Source organism: Sediminicola luteus (assembly GCF_002514735.1).
Taxonomy (GTDB): Bacteria; Bacteroidota; Bacteroidia; order Flavobacteriales; family Flavobacteriaceae; genus HQA918.
In genome coordinates this window covers 882798-899682 of record NZ_NBWU01000001.1, presented here as the reverse complement: position 1 = coordinate 899682, position 16885 = coordinate 882798, and the positions used below count along the sequence as shown (strand labels likewise).

Below are 16885 nucleotides of genomic sequence, written 5' to 3'. Positions count from 1 at the left end.
TTTAAGTATGCGTAAACAACTGGTCTTATTAGCTTGTCTTTACCTAGGTGTTTTGGGTTGTTCCAGCGATGATGATTCAGATACAGGTAACGGCACCCCAACCGAAGGCACGCCTTGCGAAAATGGTATGGCCGGAAATTTCCCTTGTAACGGAATAGATCTGCGGTCGCAAATAGCCTTATCCGATTTTTCGGCGGCTTCTGCCAATGATATCTGGGGATGGAAAGATCCAGGCTCCGGCAAGGAATACGCCATAATCGGATTGGACAATGGTACGGCCTTCGTAGATATCAGCGATGACCTAAATCCGGTATATTTAGGGAAAATGCCTACGGCTACCGTAAACAGTTCATGGCGCGATGTCAAAGTATTTAAAAACCACGCCTTTGTGGTGTCTGAAGCCGCCGGACACGGTTTGCAGGTATTTGATCTTGGCCGGCTGGCCGCGATAAACAACGCCCCCGAGACCCTTACTGCCGATGCAACTTTCGCTGGCTTCGGAAATGCCCATAACCTTATGATAAATGAGGCCACGGGTTATGCCTATGTGGTGGGTACCGATCGTCAAGATCAATATAAGGGCGGGGTTCATTTTATAGATGTGAACGACCCTAAAAATCCGACTGCCGCCGGAGGCTATGGGGGCAGTGCCTATACCCACGATGCCCAAGTGGTAAGCTATCAAGGGCCGGATACCGATTATCAGGGCAAGGAAATCTTTATCGGTGCCAATGAAAATAGGGTGGTTTTGGTCGATGTGACCGATAAATCGAATCCTGAGCAGATCGCAAGTATACAATACGATAATATCGCCTATACCCATCAGGGCTGGTTTACCGAAGACCAGCGCTACTTTATTTTAGGCGATGAGCTGGATGAGGTTAATTTTGGCCTATCGTCCCGAACTTTGGTGTTCGATTTTAGCGATTTGGACAAACCGGTTTTAGATAACACCTATTTGGGTAAAACCTCGGCCATTGATCATAATGGTTATGTAAAGGGCAATGCGTTTTATTTGGCTAACTATACGGCCGGAATCCGTATCATGGATATTTCCAATGGGCAATTGACCGAAAGAGCCCATTTCGACACCTATCCAAATCACGATGCCCCTGAGTTCAAAGGGGTGTGGAGTGTCTATCCGTATTTTGAAAGTGGCAAGATTATTGTGAGTGATATCAACTCGGGATTATTCGTATTAAGAGAATCGAATTAAGAATTCTTCCGCAGCTAAACCACCTAAAATGCCCTGGCCATGAGGTACTTTCTTTTGTTTTGCCTTGTTTTATTATGCGTCTCTTGTGTATCCGATGATGATGTCGGGGCCCTAGCCGACCCCATAGTTTTTAAAGGGGAAATGGTATGGGCCAAACAATTCGGAGGGTCGGGTGACGATACCTTTCAAGAAATCATTGCCACAAACGATGGCGGCTACGCCCTCCTGGGCTATAGCAATAGTACCGATGGCGATTTGCAAGGTAAAAATACGGCCGTAAACGATTATTGGTTATTGAAAATCGATGCCCAAGGCGAAACGGAATGGGTCAAGACCTACGGGGGCAGCAAAGACGATCGCGGACAAAGTTTGGTACAGACCCAAGATGGGGGGTATGCCCTAGTGGGTTATGCCATGAGCGACGATGGCGATGGTAGCAATAATGAAGGTTTTCATGACAATTGGATATTGAAACTCGATGCTTCCGGGGCTATTGCTTGGCAATATAGTTTTGGGTTTTCTGGTCACGATCATGCCTATGATTTGGTAGAAACGGCTGACGAGGGCTTCCTATTTGTTGGGTTTTTAGATGTAACCGCGGCCAATGGCCAGGGTAATTTTGGAAAAAAGAATACCTCAGGTCTGGTAAGGCACGGGGTTGGGGAGTTCTGGGCCACCAAACTCGATAAGTTCGGTAATTTACAATGGCGTCGTTATTTCGGGGGCACGAACAACGATCGGGCCCATAGTGTGGTACAGGCCGACGATGGCGGTATTGTTATGGCCGGATTTTCCGAAAGTGACGATTTCGATGTTTCCGATACCCAAGGTAGCTACGATTTTTGGGTGGTCAAAATTTCGGCCACGGGTCAAATGGTTTGGGAAAGGTCGTTTGGGGGCAGCGGTATAGAAATTGCCCAAGATATTGCCAAGACACCCGATGGGGCCTATGTGGTCACCGGACATACCTTTAGTACCGATAGCGATATTTCCAAAAACCGGGGCGAATCCGATCTTTGGTTGATCAAGGTCAGTGATCAAGGCGAATTGCTCTGGGAAAAAACCTTGGGCGGATCCGGTTTTGATGCCGGGGCCAGTGTTTTCGTAAATAATCAGGGCGAGATTATTTTGGCGGGCAACTCCAAAAGCACCGATGGCGATTTAACCGAAAACCATGGGGAGAATGACCTCTGGTTGCTAAAAACCAACGAAGCAGGAAAAATACTGTGGCAAAAAAGCTTTGGTGGCAACGCGCTTGATTTTGGCTTTGATGCCATTCAAGATGCTACGGGCAAATTGATTTTGGTTGGCGAGGTTCAAACCTCTTTTCAGGGCAACACACATCATGGGGGTAAGGATGGGGTTATGATTCTAGTGGAGTAGTATACAAATCAAAAAACCAAGGAACTGACAGTGCCATTCCTTGGTCCTAATCTGCTTATATTATTCAGTTTATCCCTGCGGCATAGGCGTAAAGAAAAATTGTTCGCTAACGATCTTACCGTCGGCTACTTGGTAGATACATACTTCTTCCATGGTACTCCTTGGGGCGCCTTTAAAGGTAACATCCATTTTCATGGTACAGCTAAAGAAGTTGTCGGCCACTAGGGGTTCGGAGACTTCCACGCCATGCATGGCTTCAACCATTTGTTCGAACTGTTCCCCTTTTTGCCGTACCGCTTCAATGCCCCGAACTTCTTCGGCTGGTGATCCCTTGGGTTCGATACTTACGATATCATGGCTATACAATTCGTTCATGGCGTTTTCGAATTGCATGTTTCGGCAATACCCGACCAGCTTGTTGGCGACTTCTTGTGTGTTCATAGGTTTTTTGTTTAATGAATTTTAATAACAGCAAAAAGGTACGAAAATTCTGAATGGAATAAATAATAGTATTGCCATTTTGGAACAAGACGGTTATACGATTCCCTTATTATTGAAAACTAACGGGATCTTTCTTATACCGTTTTTTCTCTCTCCGGCTAAACTCTTGTAAAATGACTTCCTCGTTCAATTGAACCGTATATTGATGGTCATCTTGAAGCTTAACTACCCCTTTCTCGGTTACGAACCATGGATCTACATACCCATGGGTGTCCTCGGATTGTAGGCTTTGTTTTTTGTAATCTTCAATATTTTGCGTCAGGTAGTACACCATAAGATACAGTCGGTAATCCCGTTCATTAAACTGGGTCAATTTGCCTAGTTGGGTCCGGGGATAAACCATTTGGCCTAGTTTGACCGTTATAGATCCTCTGGCAAAGCCCGAATACCTTCCATAAGTGCCATCTTTATGTTCTATAAGTACTTCGTTTAATTTACTGGTATAGGAAATGTTGTTCGATACCTCATGTTTTTGGCCATCTTTTATTTCTACCACAATGCCTTTTCGTATGGCATATACGGTTTCGGCTTCAGGAAGGTTAAAATGAAAGGCTTTCCAGCTCGCATTGGCTTTGGCTTTAAAATACTGGGCCCTGAGCTGGGTACTTTCATCTACCGAAACCGTTTTACCTGTGGCAAAAGGCAAGAGGTACTTCAGTTCAGGGTCAATTTTCGGATTGGGGGTTCCCCGACCCGTTCGGGTGCTATAAGCGAAATTGATGGGTTGTTCCGGGTCTATGGGTTTTAGGCGCAACAAGCGGCCCGTTTTAGCCTTAATGATGGCACTATATTTACCCTGCCTACAATTACTGAGTTGGCTAAAGGTCATAACGACTTGAAAACTTCCTGGCTTATGTTTGATATAGGTGAAATCGACCGAATTATCATCGTTTCGTTTGTATTCGATCTCTATGGCTTTTGGTTGTGTAAAAACCGTAGTAAGCCCAAGGAAATAAAACAACAAGATTAATGTTCTCGTTTTAATGTGGTACATATGCTTGGGGTGGTAGGATTACCTGCTTTTCGATTTGCTGGTTTTCTCTATCAATTCGGCAGATTCTACAAGTCGGATCATTTCGCTCCGATAACCATTCTTGTCTATCCCTTTGGATTGTTTTGCTAGGGAGATAGTAGATTGCCAAGTAGTTTTTCCAAGGTATTTTGAATTCCTAAGTAACATTCCAAATTGGGCAACGGCTGCAGAAAACCGAAAGTTTTCGCTGGTATTTTTTAATTCAATTCTTGAATTTTCGACACTTAGTTCTATAAATTCACTTCGATTTTTCTTTGGCGATTTGTACCTTAACTTAAGCCATACTATATCATTTCCAGTCAAGGCTTCGGCAGTCAAAACCGATTCCTGGTATTTCAGATTTTTAGATTTTTTGACCTTTTTTTTGTTAGGGATGATTTCGTATAATGCGGTTACGGAATGTCCTGAACCAATATCGCCGGCATCTTTTTGGTCATTGTCAAAATCCTCATCTTCCAGTAATCGATTTTCATATCCAACTAGTCTGTATTCCGATACCAAATAGGGGTTGAATTCGAGTTGGAACTTTACGTCTTTGGCAATGGTATGGAAAGTTCCGCCGAATTCACTGACCAAGACTTTTTTTGCCTCCAATAGGTTATCGATATAGGCGTAGTTACCGTTGCCTTTATCTGCGATAATCTCCATTTTATCATCTTGGTAGTTGCCCATACCAAATCCTAATACCGAAATGAAGATTCCTTTATCCCTTTGCTTGGTAATCAAGGTCTCCATTTCTGAATTACTACTTAGGCCAACATTGAAATCCCCATCAGTGGCCATTATGATCCTATTATTTCCTTTTTCAATGAAATTTTCTTCTGCAATTTTGTAGGCTAATTTTAGGCCTTGACCGCCAGCGGTAGACCCTCCAGCGGATAGATTGTCAAGGACCGATAGGATTTTTTCTTTATCATCACAAGTAGTAGAAGGTAGAATCAAGCCAGAACTACCAGCATAAACTACAATGGCGACTTTATCTTTTGGCCCGAGACTATCCAATAAAAGGGTCAGTGATTTTTTGACTAGGGGTAGTTTATTGTAACTTTTCATAGATCCAGATACATCCAATAGGAAAACAATATTGGAAGGGGGAAGTTTGTCCAGGGCCAATTTTTTGCCTTGCAATCCAACATGTAATAGTAGGTTTTTGTCGTTCCAAGGACAAGTGGCTAATTCAGTGGTTACCGAAAATGGGAGTTCACTATTTGGGTTAGGATAATCATAATTGAAGTAATTAATCATCTCTTCAATTCGAACCGCATTTTTTGGCGGAAGTTGGCCTTCGTTTAAGAACCTTCTCATATTACTATAGGAAGCTGCATCTACATCAACGGAAAAGGTAGAAAGTGGTTTTTTGTTTGCTTTGAGAAATCCATTTTCCTCAATTTCTGCATAACCTTCATTCGAGAAAAAGGATTCTGCTGGTACCGTGGATACGGCATACCCTATGGATTTTCGTACACGTTTTATTCCCATTCCGGTAACGACCACTTCTTCTAAGGAGCTATGGTCTGGCTGCATAATCACTTTAATAGGAGAACTTTGCTTTTTAAGGTTTATTTTTTGGGTTATATAGCCTATATATGAGATAATTAGTGCCTTTTTATTGGATTGAAGCGTAATCTTAAATCGACCATCAAAATCGGTTTGGGTGCCATTGGAGGTTCCCTTTTCCAAAACATTTGCACCTGGAAGAGGTAGATTGGATTCGTCTAGGACTATACCTTCGATTTCTTGGCCAATTCCAATTTGAAAAAAGAAAAGACAGAAAAATAGCTGTAGGATTGTGTTGGTTTTCATAACGTTGGTTTAGGAACTCTAATATAGGCATTTTATCAATTTGCCTACTTCCCGAACGTACCTGTTAATTACCACAATTCTCGCAATAATACTGCTTTAAAAAAGGGTCTTCGAGCAGTTGGAAGGTTACCCCGCCCTGGGCCGGGGAGGCAAAAAGGTTACAAAAACGTTGGGGGTCCAGATCGTGGGCGTTCAGCATTATCCGGCGGTAGTCTTCGGTAGCGGTCAACTGCTGGTCGATCAGGGTTAAATTTATGTAATAGAAAAGCAGCTCGCTGTTCACATCGAGCTGTTGTGCCTTGTCGTTCAACAGGGCCACGGCATCTTCGTTATTGGCATAATAGGTCAGGAACTGGGCCAGACTTAAATAATCGAAATCCGATTTGGGGAAGTCGTTATAGGTAGCATTGATAAAGGCCACCGAGCGGTCTTTTTGATCGTACTCACGCTTCCGCATATGCTGCTCGGCCTTAATGATATGGTAGTTGACCAGCATACGTTGAATCAGGGGGCGTTCGATACCTTTTTGCGCCAGACCTTCGATGGACTGCTTCAATTTACGGGCATCTACGGGTTCGGCATTGTAACGCCATATTTTAAGGTTCAGGGCCGCGATATTATAGTCGAGTTTGGCATTGTTGGGATCTAATTGCTTTAGTCGGCGTAACTGGTTCCTAGAAATCAAGATGTATTTCTCATCGAGCATAGATCTATAGACCGCATTTTTAAGTAAAAGCGGTAAGAATTTCGATTGTTCCGGCACTTCCAGTTGTCGCAACAATTCGGGATTGGCCATATTTTGCCGCATTTTTTCGAACAAGGAGTTCTGAATGGCCAGGGCCTCTGCGAGATCTTCCTTTTTTACGGCCCCATTGAACAACTGCACCAATTGTTCGGGACGCTCATTTTTATAGGGATCTTTTTTATCGAGTTCTAGACGAATAATGGCCTTTCTATGGTTTTTTAAGAGGGGTTCCAGGGCCGCTGAAGTCTGGCCAACCAAACGTTTTTTGATCTCAGACTTTGGCAGTTGGCCCATTTGGGCATGTGGGGTACCCTCAATATCCTTTAAGAACTCTACCCAGTTTTCCGAGGTTTCGATCTGGGTAGCTATGGTCGGTTTTTGAAAACTCTGCAATGCCGCTATAATGCTCTCGGCACGGCCCTGTTGCAATTCGGCATTACGGGCGGTACTTCCTTCTACCGAGGCATAGGCATGTATATCGATACTTTTGATATTGAAATCGGTCAGTCGCAGCGAATCGTACAGCGGTTTTATATCGGCCGGGGCATAGTTGGTCTTGTTCTTTTCAAAGGGAACGGTAAAGGTGAGGCTCTTGAATTTATAGACCGTACCGCTGTCCGAGGCACCCGGAATTTTTCGGTCGCTATAGGTAAGGCTGTCCAGGTACATGCCCATATCCAACAAATCCCAGGGGTAAGAGGGCAGGTTATAGATTACATAATAGAGGCACAGTTTTTTATCGTTCAGGAAAAGAATGTTGAACTCCAGATCGTCGTTCGCCAGGGTTTGGGGTATGGTACCCACCTTGACCCGATACCGGTTTTCTTTGGCCGGCCGTAACCCTTGCTTTAGGGCTTTGCTATACACAGGGGCCAAAAGCAGGCCTTTGATCTGGGCCGGAGGGGCCTGATAGTTGCAGGCATAACGATCCCGGGGCACAAGGTCCAGGGCGATTCCGTCGTTTTTCCCTTGGAACAATTGGCTGAACCAGTTTTTGTCGTTGGTTTCGAAAAACAGGGCATTACCTTCGCGGGCAATGGAGAAATTGACCTCCTTGGCCTTATTGTGAAAAGCCTGGGTAAAGGCATGGCATTGCGGGCCTCCGGCAGCCGAAAAATCGATGCCATAATGTTTTTGGGCAAAAGTCGTTTGCAGGGTAAAAAGGAAAAGGAACGAAAGTGCAAGAAACCTCATGAAGATCGGACAAAGGGTTATACCCAAATGTACGGAAAACGCTAGAAAAGCGATCTTGAAATGGTCAAGTGGGGCAAGCGAGCGGATGAAACCCTTAAATTAGGCCTTTCTATATACTAAAGCGGTCATTTTTTAGTTAAGAATACCAAACAATAGAGATAAGTTTGAAGTCGTATCGTCGCTACAGTTGGGGTCTTTTGGCGTTGGTGCTGGTCATTTCGGCCTGTTCTACCACCAAGGATGCCTTTATGAACCGCAATTGGCATGCCCTAAATACCAAGTACAATGTGTTGTACAATGGTAATATCGCCTTTGAGGAAGGGCGGGAAGAACTTAATGCTTCCTATGTAGACGATTATTGGGAAATACTTCCGGTAGAACGTATGGCGGTACGAGATGAAGTGAAGCTCGATTCTGAAGACAATCACCCTAAATTTGCCATTGCTGAAGAAAAGGCGACCAAGGCCGTGCAAAAACATGGCATGGAAATCAAAGATCGGGAGCGCAATCCGCAGACCGATGAAGCCTTTTTGCTATTGGGCAAGGCCCGTTACTTTGACCAGCGTTTTATTCCCGCCCTAGAGGCCTTCAACTACATCCTTAGAAAACACACCTATTCCGATAAGCTTACCGAGGCCCGTATATGGCGGGAGAAGACCAATTTAAGGCTCGAAAATGTGGAGCTGGCCATTGAAAACCTGAAAAAACTCTTTAAATACGACGAGCTTACCGATCAAGAATATGCCGATGCACGGGCGGTAATGGCTCAGGCCTACATCAACCAAAAAGTACTCGATACGGCGATCCATCAGCTTAAGATCGCTTCGACCTATACCAAAAGCAAGGCCGAAAAAGGTAGGTACTACTACATCATTGGCCAATTGTTCGATCGTATGGGCCATAAAGACAGTGCCAACTATGCTTATAACAAGATCATTGAACTCAAAAGAAAATCGCCCCGGGTCTATATGATCAATGCCGAGGTGGCCATTTTGAGAAATACCGAGATAACCGATCAAAACCGAGAGGCCATTTTAGAACATTTCACCAAACTGGCCGAGAATAGGGAAAACCGTCCGTATCTCGATAAGGTATACCGCGGTTTTGCCCGTTACCATATGAACAATGGCGAAGATGCCGTGGCTTTGGATTATTACGACAAATCGTTACGGGCCACCCAGGGCGATGATAAATTGAATGCCCTCAACTACGAAGATCTGGCCGACTATTATTTTGATCGCTATGCCTATAAAGATGCCGGGGCCTATTACGACAGTACCCTCACCAATTTACAGGAGCATACCCTAAAAGCCCGTCGGATCCGTAAAAAATTGGACAATCTCGAAGATGTGATCGCCTATGAAGAGGTGGTCAGCCGTACCGATAGTATCGTTAAGGTCTATGGGATGAAGGATATAGCCCGCCGCGCCTATTACCAAGAGCATATCGATGCCATGATCGCCGAAGAAGAGGCCAAAGCCCAAGAAGAGGAAGCTAAGATGGAGCAGGGGTTCGCCACTTTTATGGAATCTCCGGGCGGACAAGAAAACCAAGGTAAGTTCTATTTCTATAACGTAACCAGTTTGGGCTATGGGAAAACCAAGTTCCAAAACTATTGGGGCAATAGGAAGTTGGAAGACAACTGGCGTTGGGCCAACAAGAGTATCATCCAGCAAGAAGATATCGCCATTGCCCAGCAAATAGATACCACGGGTGCAGCCGCGGCCATGGCAGTAGCGGGGCGTAAATACGAATTGGATTATTATTTAGAGCAGATTCCTAACGACCCCAAGGTTATCGATAGTTTAAAAGCCGAAAAGAATTTTGCGAATTATCAATTGGGTTTAATCTATAAGGAAAAATTCAAGGAGAATGTATTGGCTGCTGGTAAATTGGAATCCGTTTTGGCCAATGCCCCTGAAAAACGTTTGATACTTCCTTCTAAATACAACCTCTATAAAATCTACCAAGAGGAAGGCAGTCCGCTGGCCGACCAAATGCGGCAAGATATCGTGCAGAACCACCCGACTTCCCGCTATGCATTGATCATTCAAAACCCGGAATTGGTATTGGAGGGCGATTCGAACGGACCCGATGCGACCTACAATGGGTTGTACAGAAAATACCAGGCCCAAGAATACTTACAGGTTATGGTGGGTACCGAAGAGGCTATCAGTCGATTTACCGGCGATGCCATTGTACCTAAATTGGAAATGCTCAAAGCCAATGCCAATGGGCGTTTAAATGGTTTTCAAGCCTACCGTGAGAGTTTGAATTATGTGGCCCTAACCTATCCGAATAACGAAGAAGGGAAGAAAGCCCAGGATATACTGGACAATAAACTCAGCAATTTGGCCAAAAGGGAATTTTCAAAAACCGGAACCGGTAATTGGAAAGTGGTATTCCCCTTGGCGGCAGCTGATACCGAAAAAATCGCCAAGTTAAAAGAGCGGTTAGAGCAATCGATAAAAGACTTGAAATACCGCAATACGGTTTCCCAAGACCTGTATGATCTAACTACCCAATTTGTAGTGGTACATGGCTTTAGTAGTCAAGATAGGGCCTTGGGTTATGCCGAACTCATAAAAAATAATAAGGACTACCGTATAAAGGATCGAAATTTTGTAATTTTATCGGGTAATTATGCTATTGTCCAGATCCATAAGAATTTAGAAGATTATAGAAAAGGACTGTTAACCCCAAAACCATAAATTGCTATGTTTTCAGACAACAATAAAAAAGGAGGTCGTCCCGTGACTGAAATGGGCGGCGGACAGCCAAACCGAATCGAGAAGAACACCCAGATCAAAGGGGATATCATTTCCCAGGCCGATTTTAGGATCGATGGCCAATTGGAGGGGAATATCAAAACCTCAGGCCGAGTGGTAATCGGTCGCGAAGGCAAGATCCAAGGTAAGGTAGAATGTGTTAATGCCGATATTGAGGGCAAGTTCAATGGAGAGCTTATGGTAAGCGATCTGTTGTCTTTAAAAGCTTCAGCGGTAATCGACGGAACGGTTTCCGTAGCTAAATTGGCCGTAGAGCCTGGAGCTACCTTTAACGCTAGCTGTTCCATGAAAGGTGGGGCGGCTATCAAGACCCATACCGCGACCACCAATGCAAAAGCCTCCTAAGAAGAACAATCCTTATAAAAAAGCCGTGGCCCTATCTGGTATAGGGTTAGAGATGGGCATTACCATATTTTTGGCCGCCAAAGGGGGCAAATGGTTAGACGATCACTACGGAAATGAAAAACGGATATTTACGGCTATGGCCACACTACTCGGTGTGGCCATAGCTATTTATAGGGTGTTGGCTTCGTTGAAGCGGTTGCAGAAGTAGGTCGTGCCAATTTACCTTGGGCGAAAAGGCCCTCACCCCTAGCCCCTCTCCCTCGGGGAGAGGGGAACTCCAAACATTTTCGATACTTGGGATCATAACGATGCCATTGCATTGAAATCCCTTAATTTTGTGCGCTCTAAAAAGGCTTGTTTATTTCCATGGCGCATCCCCAACAAAAAATCACGCTACGTTTCATTTGGGTCTTACCCTTGGTATTAGGGTTGGGCTTCGCAATCCATTTAGGCGTGAGATGGCTACAGGATTCGGATCTATGGGCGCATCAGATCCGGGGTACCTACCTTTTTAATGGTATTATGGCCTTGGGAATCTATATCCTTTTATACGCGTTTCGAAAGCGGTTAAAACATCAACTTGGGTTTCTGTATATGGCGGGCAGTCTATTAAAATTCGCGCTTTTCTTCTTCATTTTTTATCCCGGTTACCAGGCCGATGGCGACATGGTACGGGCCGAATTCCTAAGTTTTTTCGCGCCCTATGTCATTTGTTTATCCGTCGGAACCCTTTTCACCGCTAAAATGCTGCAATCCATGGATACCGATGCCCCAAAACCCGATGAGATCTAAGTGTCGGAAAAATAAAGGGGTAATGCCTTTTACCTTTTCGTAAAATGGACTACATTTGCACCGATTTTTAGAGACCGAAAATTTATTTTAGGGAACGATATGCGAAATTCTTTTATTTCCAAGATAGTTGTGGCGATGGCCTTGCTTTTGACCGTCAATGCCTTTGCCAAAGAAAAACAACATGGGGAAGAAGCCGGGGAGAAGGACTTAAAAACCGAGATCAAGGAGTATATCGCTCACCACTTGTTGGACTCTTACGACTTCTCTTTGTATTCTTACACCAATGATGCCGGCGAGCATAAATATGTTGGTTTTCCGTTGCCTGTCATTCTTTGGGATGGTGGTCTAAAGGTGTTTTCTTCATCTAAGTTCCATCACGGTGAGACCGTGGCTGAGGTAGGGGGCAACCACTACGCTTTGTATCACAATAAGATTTACAAGACCGATGCCAACGGTACCATCAACTACGATGCCGACCATCACCCGACCAACGAAAAGCCGTTGGATTTCTCTTTCACCAAAAACGTGTTCTTTATACTTTTGGTGAGTATCATCATGTTCTTGATTTTTAGCCGTATGGCCAAGAATTATAAAAACAGCGCCATGCCCACCGGCTTTGGACGTTTGTTGGAGCCTATTATCCTATACATCCGCGACGATATCGCAAGACCGAATATCGGAGAGAAGCACTACCGTAGGTTTATGGGGTATTTGTTGACCGTATTTTTCTTTGTGTGGATCGTAAACCTATTCGGGCTTACACCGCTTGGGGTTAACGTAACCAACAATATAGCCGTGACCTTGGCTTTGGCCCTGATTACCTATTTCATTACCACTTTTTCAGGAAACAAAAACTACTGGGGGCATATCTTCTGGATGCCAGGTGTACCTACCCCAATGAAAATAATATTGGCACCCATCGAATTGTTGGGTACCATTATCAAGCCTTTCTCATTAATGATTCGTTTGTATGCGAACATTACGGCAGGGCATATCGTATTGATGAGTATCATTGGATTGATGTTCATCTTTAAAAACTGGATCGGTAGTCCGCTTTCCTTCGCCTTGGCCTTTGCCTTGTCGTTGTTGGAATTGTTGGTTGCCGCCCTTCAGGCCTATATTTTCACCATGTTGTCGGCATTGTATTTTGGTGCCGCGGTAGAAGAAGGTCACCATTAATATTGAATGTTTAATAATTAATTAGATACATTATGCAAATTCCAGAAATCGTAGGTGCAGGTTTGATCGTAATCGGAGCTGGCCTTGGTATTGGTAGAATTGGTGGACAGGCTATGGAAGCCATCGCCCGTCAGCCAGAAGCTTCAGGTAAGATTCAAACCGCTATGCTTATTGCTGCGGCCCTTATCGAAGGTATCGGTTTTGCTGCCCTATTCGCAGCCTAAGGCTAAACGAGTGCAGTTGTAACGGTTGGTTGCAACTGCACTTTATTACATTGAATTATTAGAATCAAGATATAGTTTCGACATGGAGAAATTAATGAATGAATTTTCTTTTGGCCTATTTTTTTGGATGTTGACCATCTTCATCTTATTGGTGGTATTGCTGAAGAAATTCGCATGGAAACCGATTTTAGATGCCGTAAACGAGCGCGAAGAGGGTATCCGTAAGGCTATGGACGCCGCTGAAGAGGCCAAAAAGGAAATGCAGAACATCAGTGCCGATAGCGAACGTTTGCTTAAAGAGGCCCGCGAAGAGCGTGATGCCATGTTAAAAGAGGCCCGTGAGATTAAAGACAAGATCGTTGCCGATGCCAAGGAAGCCGCACAGCTAGAAGGCGATAAAATGATCCAGCAGGCCCAGGCTACCATTGAAAGTGAAAAGAAAGCCGCGGTTGCCGATATCAAAAACCAAGTGGCCAGCCTTTCATTGGACATTGCCGAGAAAGTGTTGAAGGAAGAATTGAAAGACGGTGCCAAGCAAGAGAAATTGGTTGCCGATATGTTGTCTGACGTTACCTTATAATTAAGACGAATGAGCGAATCTAGAGCAGCCATACGTTACGCCAAAGCCCTGTTGGAGCTTTCTGTAGAGAAAAAATCTACCGAAGCCTTGGAGGCCGATATGCGTACCGTGTTGGACACATTGAACGATAGTACCGAACTACAGGAAGTATTGGCCGATCCCGTAATAAACGGTAGTGCCAAACAACAGGTGTTGGAATCCGTTTTCAAAGGGTCGCAACAAGGTACTTTGGATTTGATCAAACTATTGGTCAACAATAAACGGGTAGGGCTTTTGGGCCAGGTGGCCCAGAAATTCATCGCCTTGAGCGAGGCCCTTCGTGGCGAAGAGGCCGCTACCGTTACCACTGCCGTACCGCTTACTGCCGATATGGAAAAGCAGGTATTGGCCAAGGTAGCCGAATTGACCGGAAAGAAAGTAAGCCTCAAAAGCGTGGTAGATCCGGCCGTATTGGGTGGGTTTATCCTTAGGGTTGGCGATACACAGTACGATGCCAGTATCGCGAACAAGCTTAGCGAGGTTAAAAGAAGTTTTGTAAACAGCATATAATTAAAACAACCGTCAAGGCCGGGGGGCCTTGCATTTTATACAAAGTAAAATGGCAGGAGTAAAAGCCGCTGAAGTATCAGCAATCTTAAAAGAGCAATTATCAGGATTTGAGGCCTCTGCATCCTTGAACGAAGTAGGTACCGTATTGCAGGTGGGTGATGGTGTTGCCCGTGTGTACGGTCTTTCCAACGTTCAGTACGGGGAGTTGGTAGAGTTCGGTAGTGGAATGCAAGGTATGGTACTTAACCTCGAGGAAGACAACGTAGGTGTGGTACTTTTGGGTCCATCTAAAGAAGTTAAAGAGGGCGATACCGTAAAGCGCACCCAGACCATTGCCTCGATCAAGGTAGGTGAAGGTGTTGTTGGTCGTGTATTGAACACCCTAGGAGAGCCTATTGACGGTAAAGGTGCTATTTCCGGTGAGACTTACGAAATGCCCTTGGAGCGTAAGGCCCCAGGTGTAATCTTCCGTCAGCCGGTAAACGAGCCACTTCAAACCGGGGTTAAGGCGGTAGATGCCATGATTCCGATCGGAAGGGGTCAGCGTGAGTTGGTAATCGGTGATAAGCAGACCGGTAAGACTACGGTTTGTATCGATACCATCATCAACCAAAAAGAATTTTACGATGCAGGCGAGCCTGTATACTGTATCTATGTAGCCATTGGTCAGAAAGCTTCTACCGTGGCCGCTATTGCCAAGACTTTGGAAGATAAAGGGGCTTTGGCCTATACGACAATCGTAGCCGCTAACGCTTCGGATCCTGCACCAATGCAGGTATACGCCCCAATGGCCGGTGCCGCTATCGGAGAGTACTTCCGTGATACCGGTCGTCCTGCTTTGATCATTTACGATGATTTGTCCAAGCAAGCGGTAGCCTACCGTGAGGTGTCTTTGTTGCTTCGTCGTCCTCCAGGACGTGAGGCCTACCCTGGTGATGTTTTCTACCTACACTCGCGTTTGTTGGAGCGTGCCGCCAAGGTTATTGCCGATGATACCATTGCCAAGGATATGAACGACCTTCCGGAGTCTTTGAAAGATAAGGTAAAAGGTGGTGGTTCATTAACTGCCCTACCTATTATCGAAACCCAAGCGGGTGACGTATCAGCCTATATCCCTACCAATGTGATTTCGATTACCGATGGTCAGATTTTCTTGGAGCAAGATTTGTTCAACCAAGGGGTGCGTCCGGCGATTAACGTAGGTATCTCCGTATCTCGTGTAGGAGGTTCGGCCCAGATCAAGTCTATGAAAAAGGTAGCCGGTACCTTGAAACTGGATCAGGCTCAGTTCCGTGAATTGGAAGCCTTTGCCAAGTTTGGTTCCGATTTGGATGCTGCAACCCTGAATGTAATTGAAAAAGGGCGTAGAAACGTAGAGATTCTTAAGCAGGCCCAGAACGACCCGTATACGGTAGAAGATCAGGTGGCCATTATCTATGCTGGTTCCAAGAACTTGCTTAGGAATGTTCCTGTTGAGAAAGTAAAAGAGTTCGAAGGTGAGTTCATCGAGTTTATGAACGCCAAGCACCGCAATATTTTAGATACCATCAAATCAGGTAAACTGACCGACGAGGTAACCGATACCTTAACCTCGGTTTGTAAAGATTTGGCTGCTAAATACGCTTAAGCATTTTGAATTCAGAATTCTGGATTCAGAATTCATAATTAACGATACATGGCTAATTTAAAGGAAATACGGAATAGGATCAGCTCGGTAAAATCGACCATGCAGATTACCTCTGCCATGAAGATGGTATCGGCGGCCAAATTGAAAAAGGCCCAAGATGCGATTACCGCCATGCGACCCTATGCCGATAAATTGACCGAGTTGTTACAGAACCTTAGTGGGGCATTGGAAGAAGGGGCCGGAAGCGCCTTTTCCGAAGATCGTGAGGTAAACAAGGTATTGGTTGTGGCCATAACCTCCAATAGGGGGCTTTGTGGTGCCTTTAACTCGAATATCATCAAAAAGGTAAACCAATTGAGCAATGAGGTCTATGCCGGAAAGCAGGTAGATATTATGGCCATTGGTAAGAAAGGTGACGATATTTTGGCTAAAGGTGGTAATGTTATCGCCAACCACTCAGGGGTATACGACGACTTAACCTTCGAGAATGTGGCCGCCATTGCCCAAGAGCTTATGGACCGCTTTGCCGAAGGCGAGTACGACAAGATTGAATTGGTGTACAACAAGTTCAAGAATGCCGCTACGCAGATTGTAATGACCGAACAGTTCTTGCCAATCCTGCCAGTAGAAGGTGCCGAGAACAGCTCAGCCGATTATATCTTTGAGCCAGGTAAGGCCGAGATCGTCATGGAATTGATCCCAAAATCGTTGAAAACGCAATTGTTCAAAGGAATCCGCGATTCTTTTGCCTCAGAGCATGGCGCCCGTATGACGGCCATGCACAAGGCAACCGATAATGCCGGTGCCCTAAGGGACGAATTGACATTGACCTATAACAAAGCCCGTCAGGCTGCCATTACCAACGAGATCCTTGAGATTGTTGGTGGTGCCGAAGCCTTGGCTAACTAAGGGCACAGATGTAGTC

General features: G+C 45.0%; 16 protein-coding genes. 12 read left to right on the top strand and 4 right to left on the bottom strand.

What is annotated here, in order from left to right; translation table 11 throughout:
* Positions 1 to 7 precede the first annotated feature (7 nt).
* Complete coding sequence (locus B7P33_RS10545; protein ID WP_097441925.1) at positions 8 to 1216, top strand: choice-of-anchor B family protein; 1209 nt, start codon at positions 8 to 10, stop codon at positions 1214 to 1216.
* Between the two features lie 39 nt (positions 1217 to 1255).
* A complete protein-coding gene (locus B7P33_RS10540) occupies positions 1256 to 2599 on the top strand; it encodes a hypothetical protein (RefSeq protein ID WP_141402448.1) in 1344 nt (447 codons plus the stop codon).
* 69 nt (positions 2600 to 2668) lie between these two features.
* On the opposite strand, the gene B7P33_RS10535 is transcribed toward B7P33_RS10540, so the two are convergent.
* From B7P33_RS10535 to B7P33_RS10520, 4 genes are all read right to left on the bottom strand, one after another.
* Positions 2669 to 3040 (bottom strand): nuclear transport factor 2 family protein, encoded by a 372-nt coding sequence (locus B7P33_RS10535; protein ID WP_097441923.1) that lies wholly within the window; start codon positions 3038 to 3040, stop codon positions 2669 to 2671.
* 109 nt (positions 3041 to 3149) lie between these two features.
* Positions 3150 to 4094 carry a M23 family metallopeptidase gene (locus B7P33_RS10530; protein ID WP_141402447.1) on the bottom strand — a complete coding sequence of 315 codons (945 nt, stop codon included), beginning with the start codon at positions 4092 to 4094 and terminating at the stop codon, positions 3150 to 3152.
* 18 nt (positions 4095 to 4112) lie between these two features.
* Complete coding sequence (locus tag B7P33_RS10525; RefSeq protein ID WP_097441921.1) at positions 4113 to 5936, bottom strand: vWA domain-containing protein; 1824 nt, start codon at positions 5934 to 5936, stop codon at positions 4113 to 4115.
* A gap of 64 nt (positions 5937 to 6000) precedes the next feature.
* Complete coding sequence (locus B7P33_RS10520; protein WP_245871750.1) at positions 6001 to 7875, bottom strand: hypothetical protein; 1875 nt, start codon at positions 7873 to 7875, stop codon at positions 6001 to 6003.
* A gap of 164 nt (positions 7876 to 8039) precedes the next feature.
* On the opposite strand from B7P33_RS10520, the gene porW reads away from it, so the two are divergent.
* From porW to atpG, 10 genes are all read left to right on the top strand, one after another.
* Positions 8040 to 10586, top strand: coding sequence for a type IX secretion system periplasmic lipoprotein PorW/SprE (gene porW / locus B7P33_RS10515; RefSeq protein ID WP_097441920.1), 2547 nt, complete (start codon positions 8040 to 8042; stop codon positions 10584 to 10586).
* A 6-nt stretch (positions 10587 to 10592) separates the two neighbouring features.
* Positions 10593 to 11009 (top strand): bactofilin family protein, encoded by a 417-nt coding sequence (locus B7P33_RS10510; RefSeq protein ID WP_097441919.1) that lies wholly within the window; start codon positions 10593 to 10595, stop codon positions 11007 to 11009.
* Entirely contained in the window at positions 10993 to 11217 is a 225-nt protein-coding gene (locus tag B7P33_RS10505; RefSeq protein ID WP_097441918.1) for an AtpZ/AtpI family protein, read from the top strand. Before B7P33_RS10510 ends, B7P33_RS10505 begins: the two co-directional genes overlap by 17 nt.
* Positions 11218 to 11375: 158 nt before the next feature.
* On the top strand, positions 11376 to 11801 hold the full coding sequence (locus B7P33_RS10500; RefSeq protein WP_097441917.1) for a DUF6168 family protein: 426 nt from the start codon (positions 11376 to 11378) through the stop codon (positions 11799 to 11801).
* Positions 11802 to 11900: 99 nt separating this feature from the next.
* Positions 11901 to 12980 (top strand): F0F1 ATP synthase subunit A, encoded by a 1080-nt coding sequence (gene atpB / locus B7P33_RS10495; protein ID WP_097441916.1) that lies wholly within the window; start codon positions 11901 to 11903, stop codon positions 12978 to 12980.
* 32 nt (positions 12981 to 13012) lie between these two features.
* Entirely contained in the window at positions 13013 to 13204 is a 192-nt protein-coding gene (atpE, locus tag B7P33_RS10490) for an ATP synthase F0 subunit C (RefSeq protein ID WP_172435920.1), read from the top strand.
* 82 nt (positions 13205 to 13286) lie between these two features.
* Positions 13287 to 13784: a F0F1 ATP synthase subunit B gene (locus B7P33_RS10485; protein WP_097441914.1), complete on the top strand. Its 498-nt coding sequence runs from the start codon at positions 13287 to 13289 to the stop codon at positions 13782 to 13784.
* A 9-nt stretch (positions 13785 to 13793) separates the two neighbouring features.
* Complete coding sequence (gene atpH, locus B7P33_RS10480) at positions 13794 to 14333, top strand: ATP synthase F1 subunit delta (RefSeq protein WP_097441913.1); 540 nt, start codon at positions 13794 to 13796, stop codon at positions 14331 to 14333.
* A gap of 49 nt (positions 14334 to 14382) precedes the next feature.
* Entirely contained in the window at positions 14383 to 15960 is a 1578-nt protein-coding gene (atpA, locus tag B7P33_RS10475) for a F0F1 ATP synthase subunit alpha (protein ID WP_097441912.1), read from the top strand.
* A 48-nt stretch (positions 15961 to 16008) separates the two neighbouring features.
* Complete coding sequence (gene atpG / locus B7P33_RS10470) at positions 16009 to 16869, top strand: ATP synthase F1 subunit gamma (RefSeq protein ID WP_097441911.1); 861 nt, start codon at positions 16009 to 16011, stop codon at positions 16867 to 16869.
* The last annotated feature ends 16 nt before the right edge of the window (positions 16870 to 16885 follow it).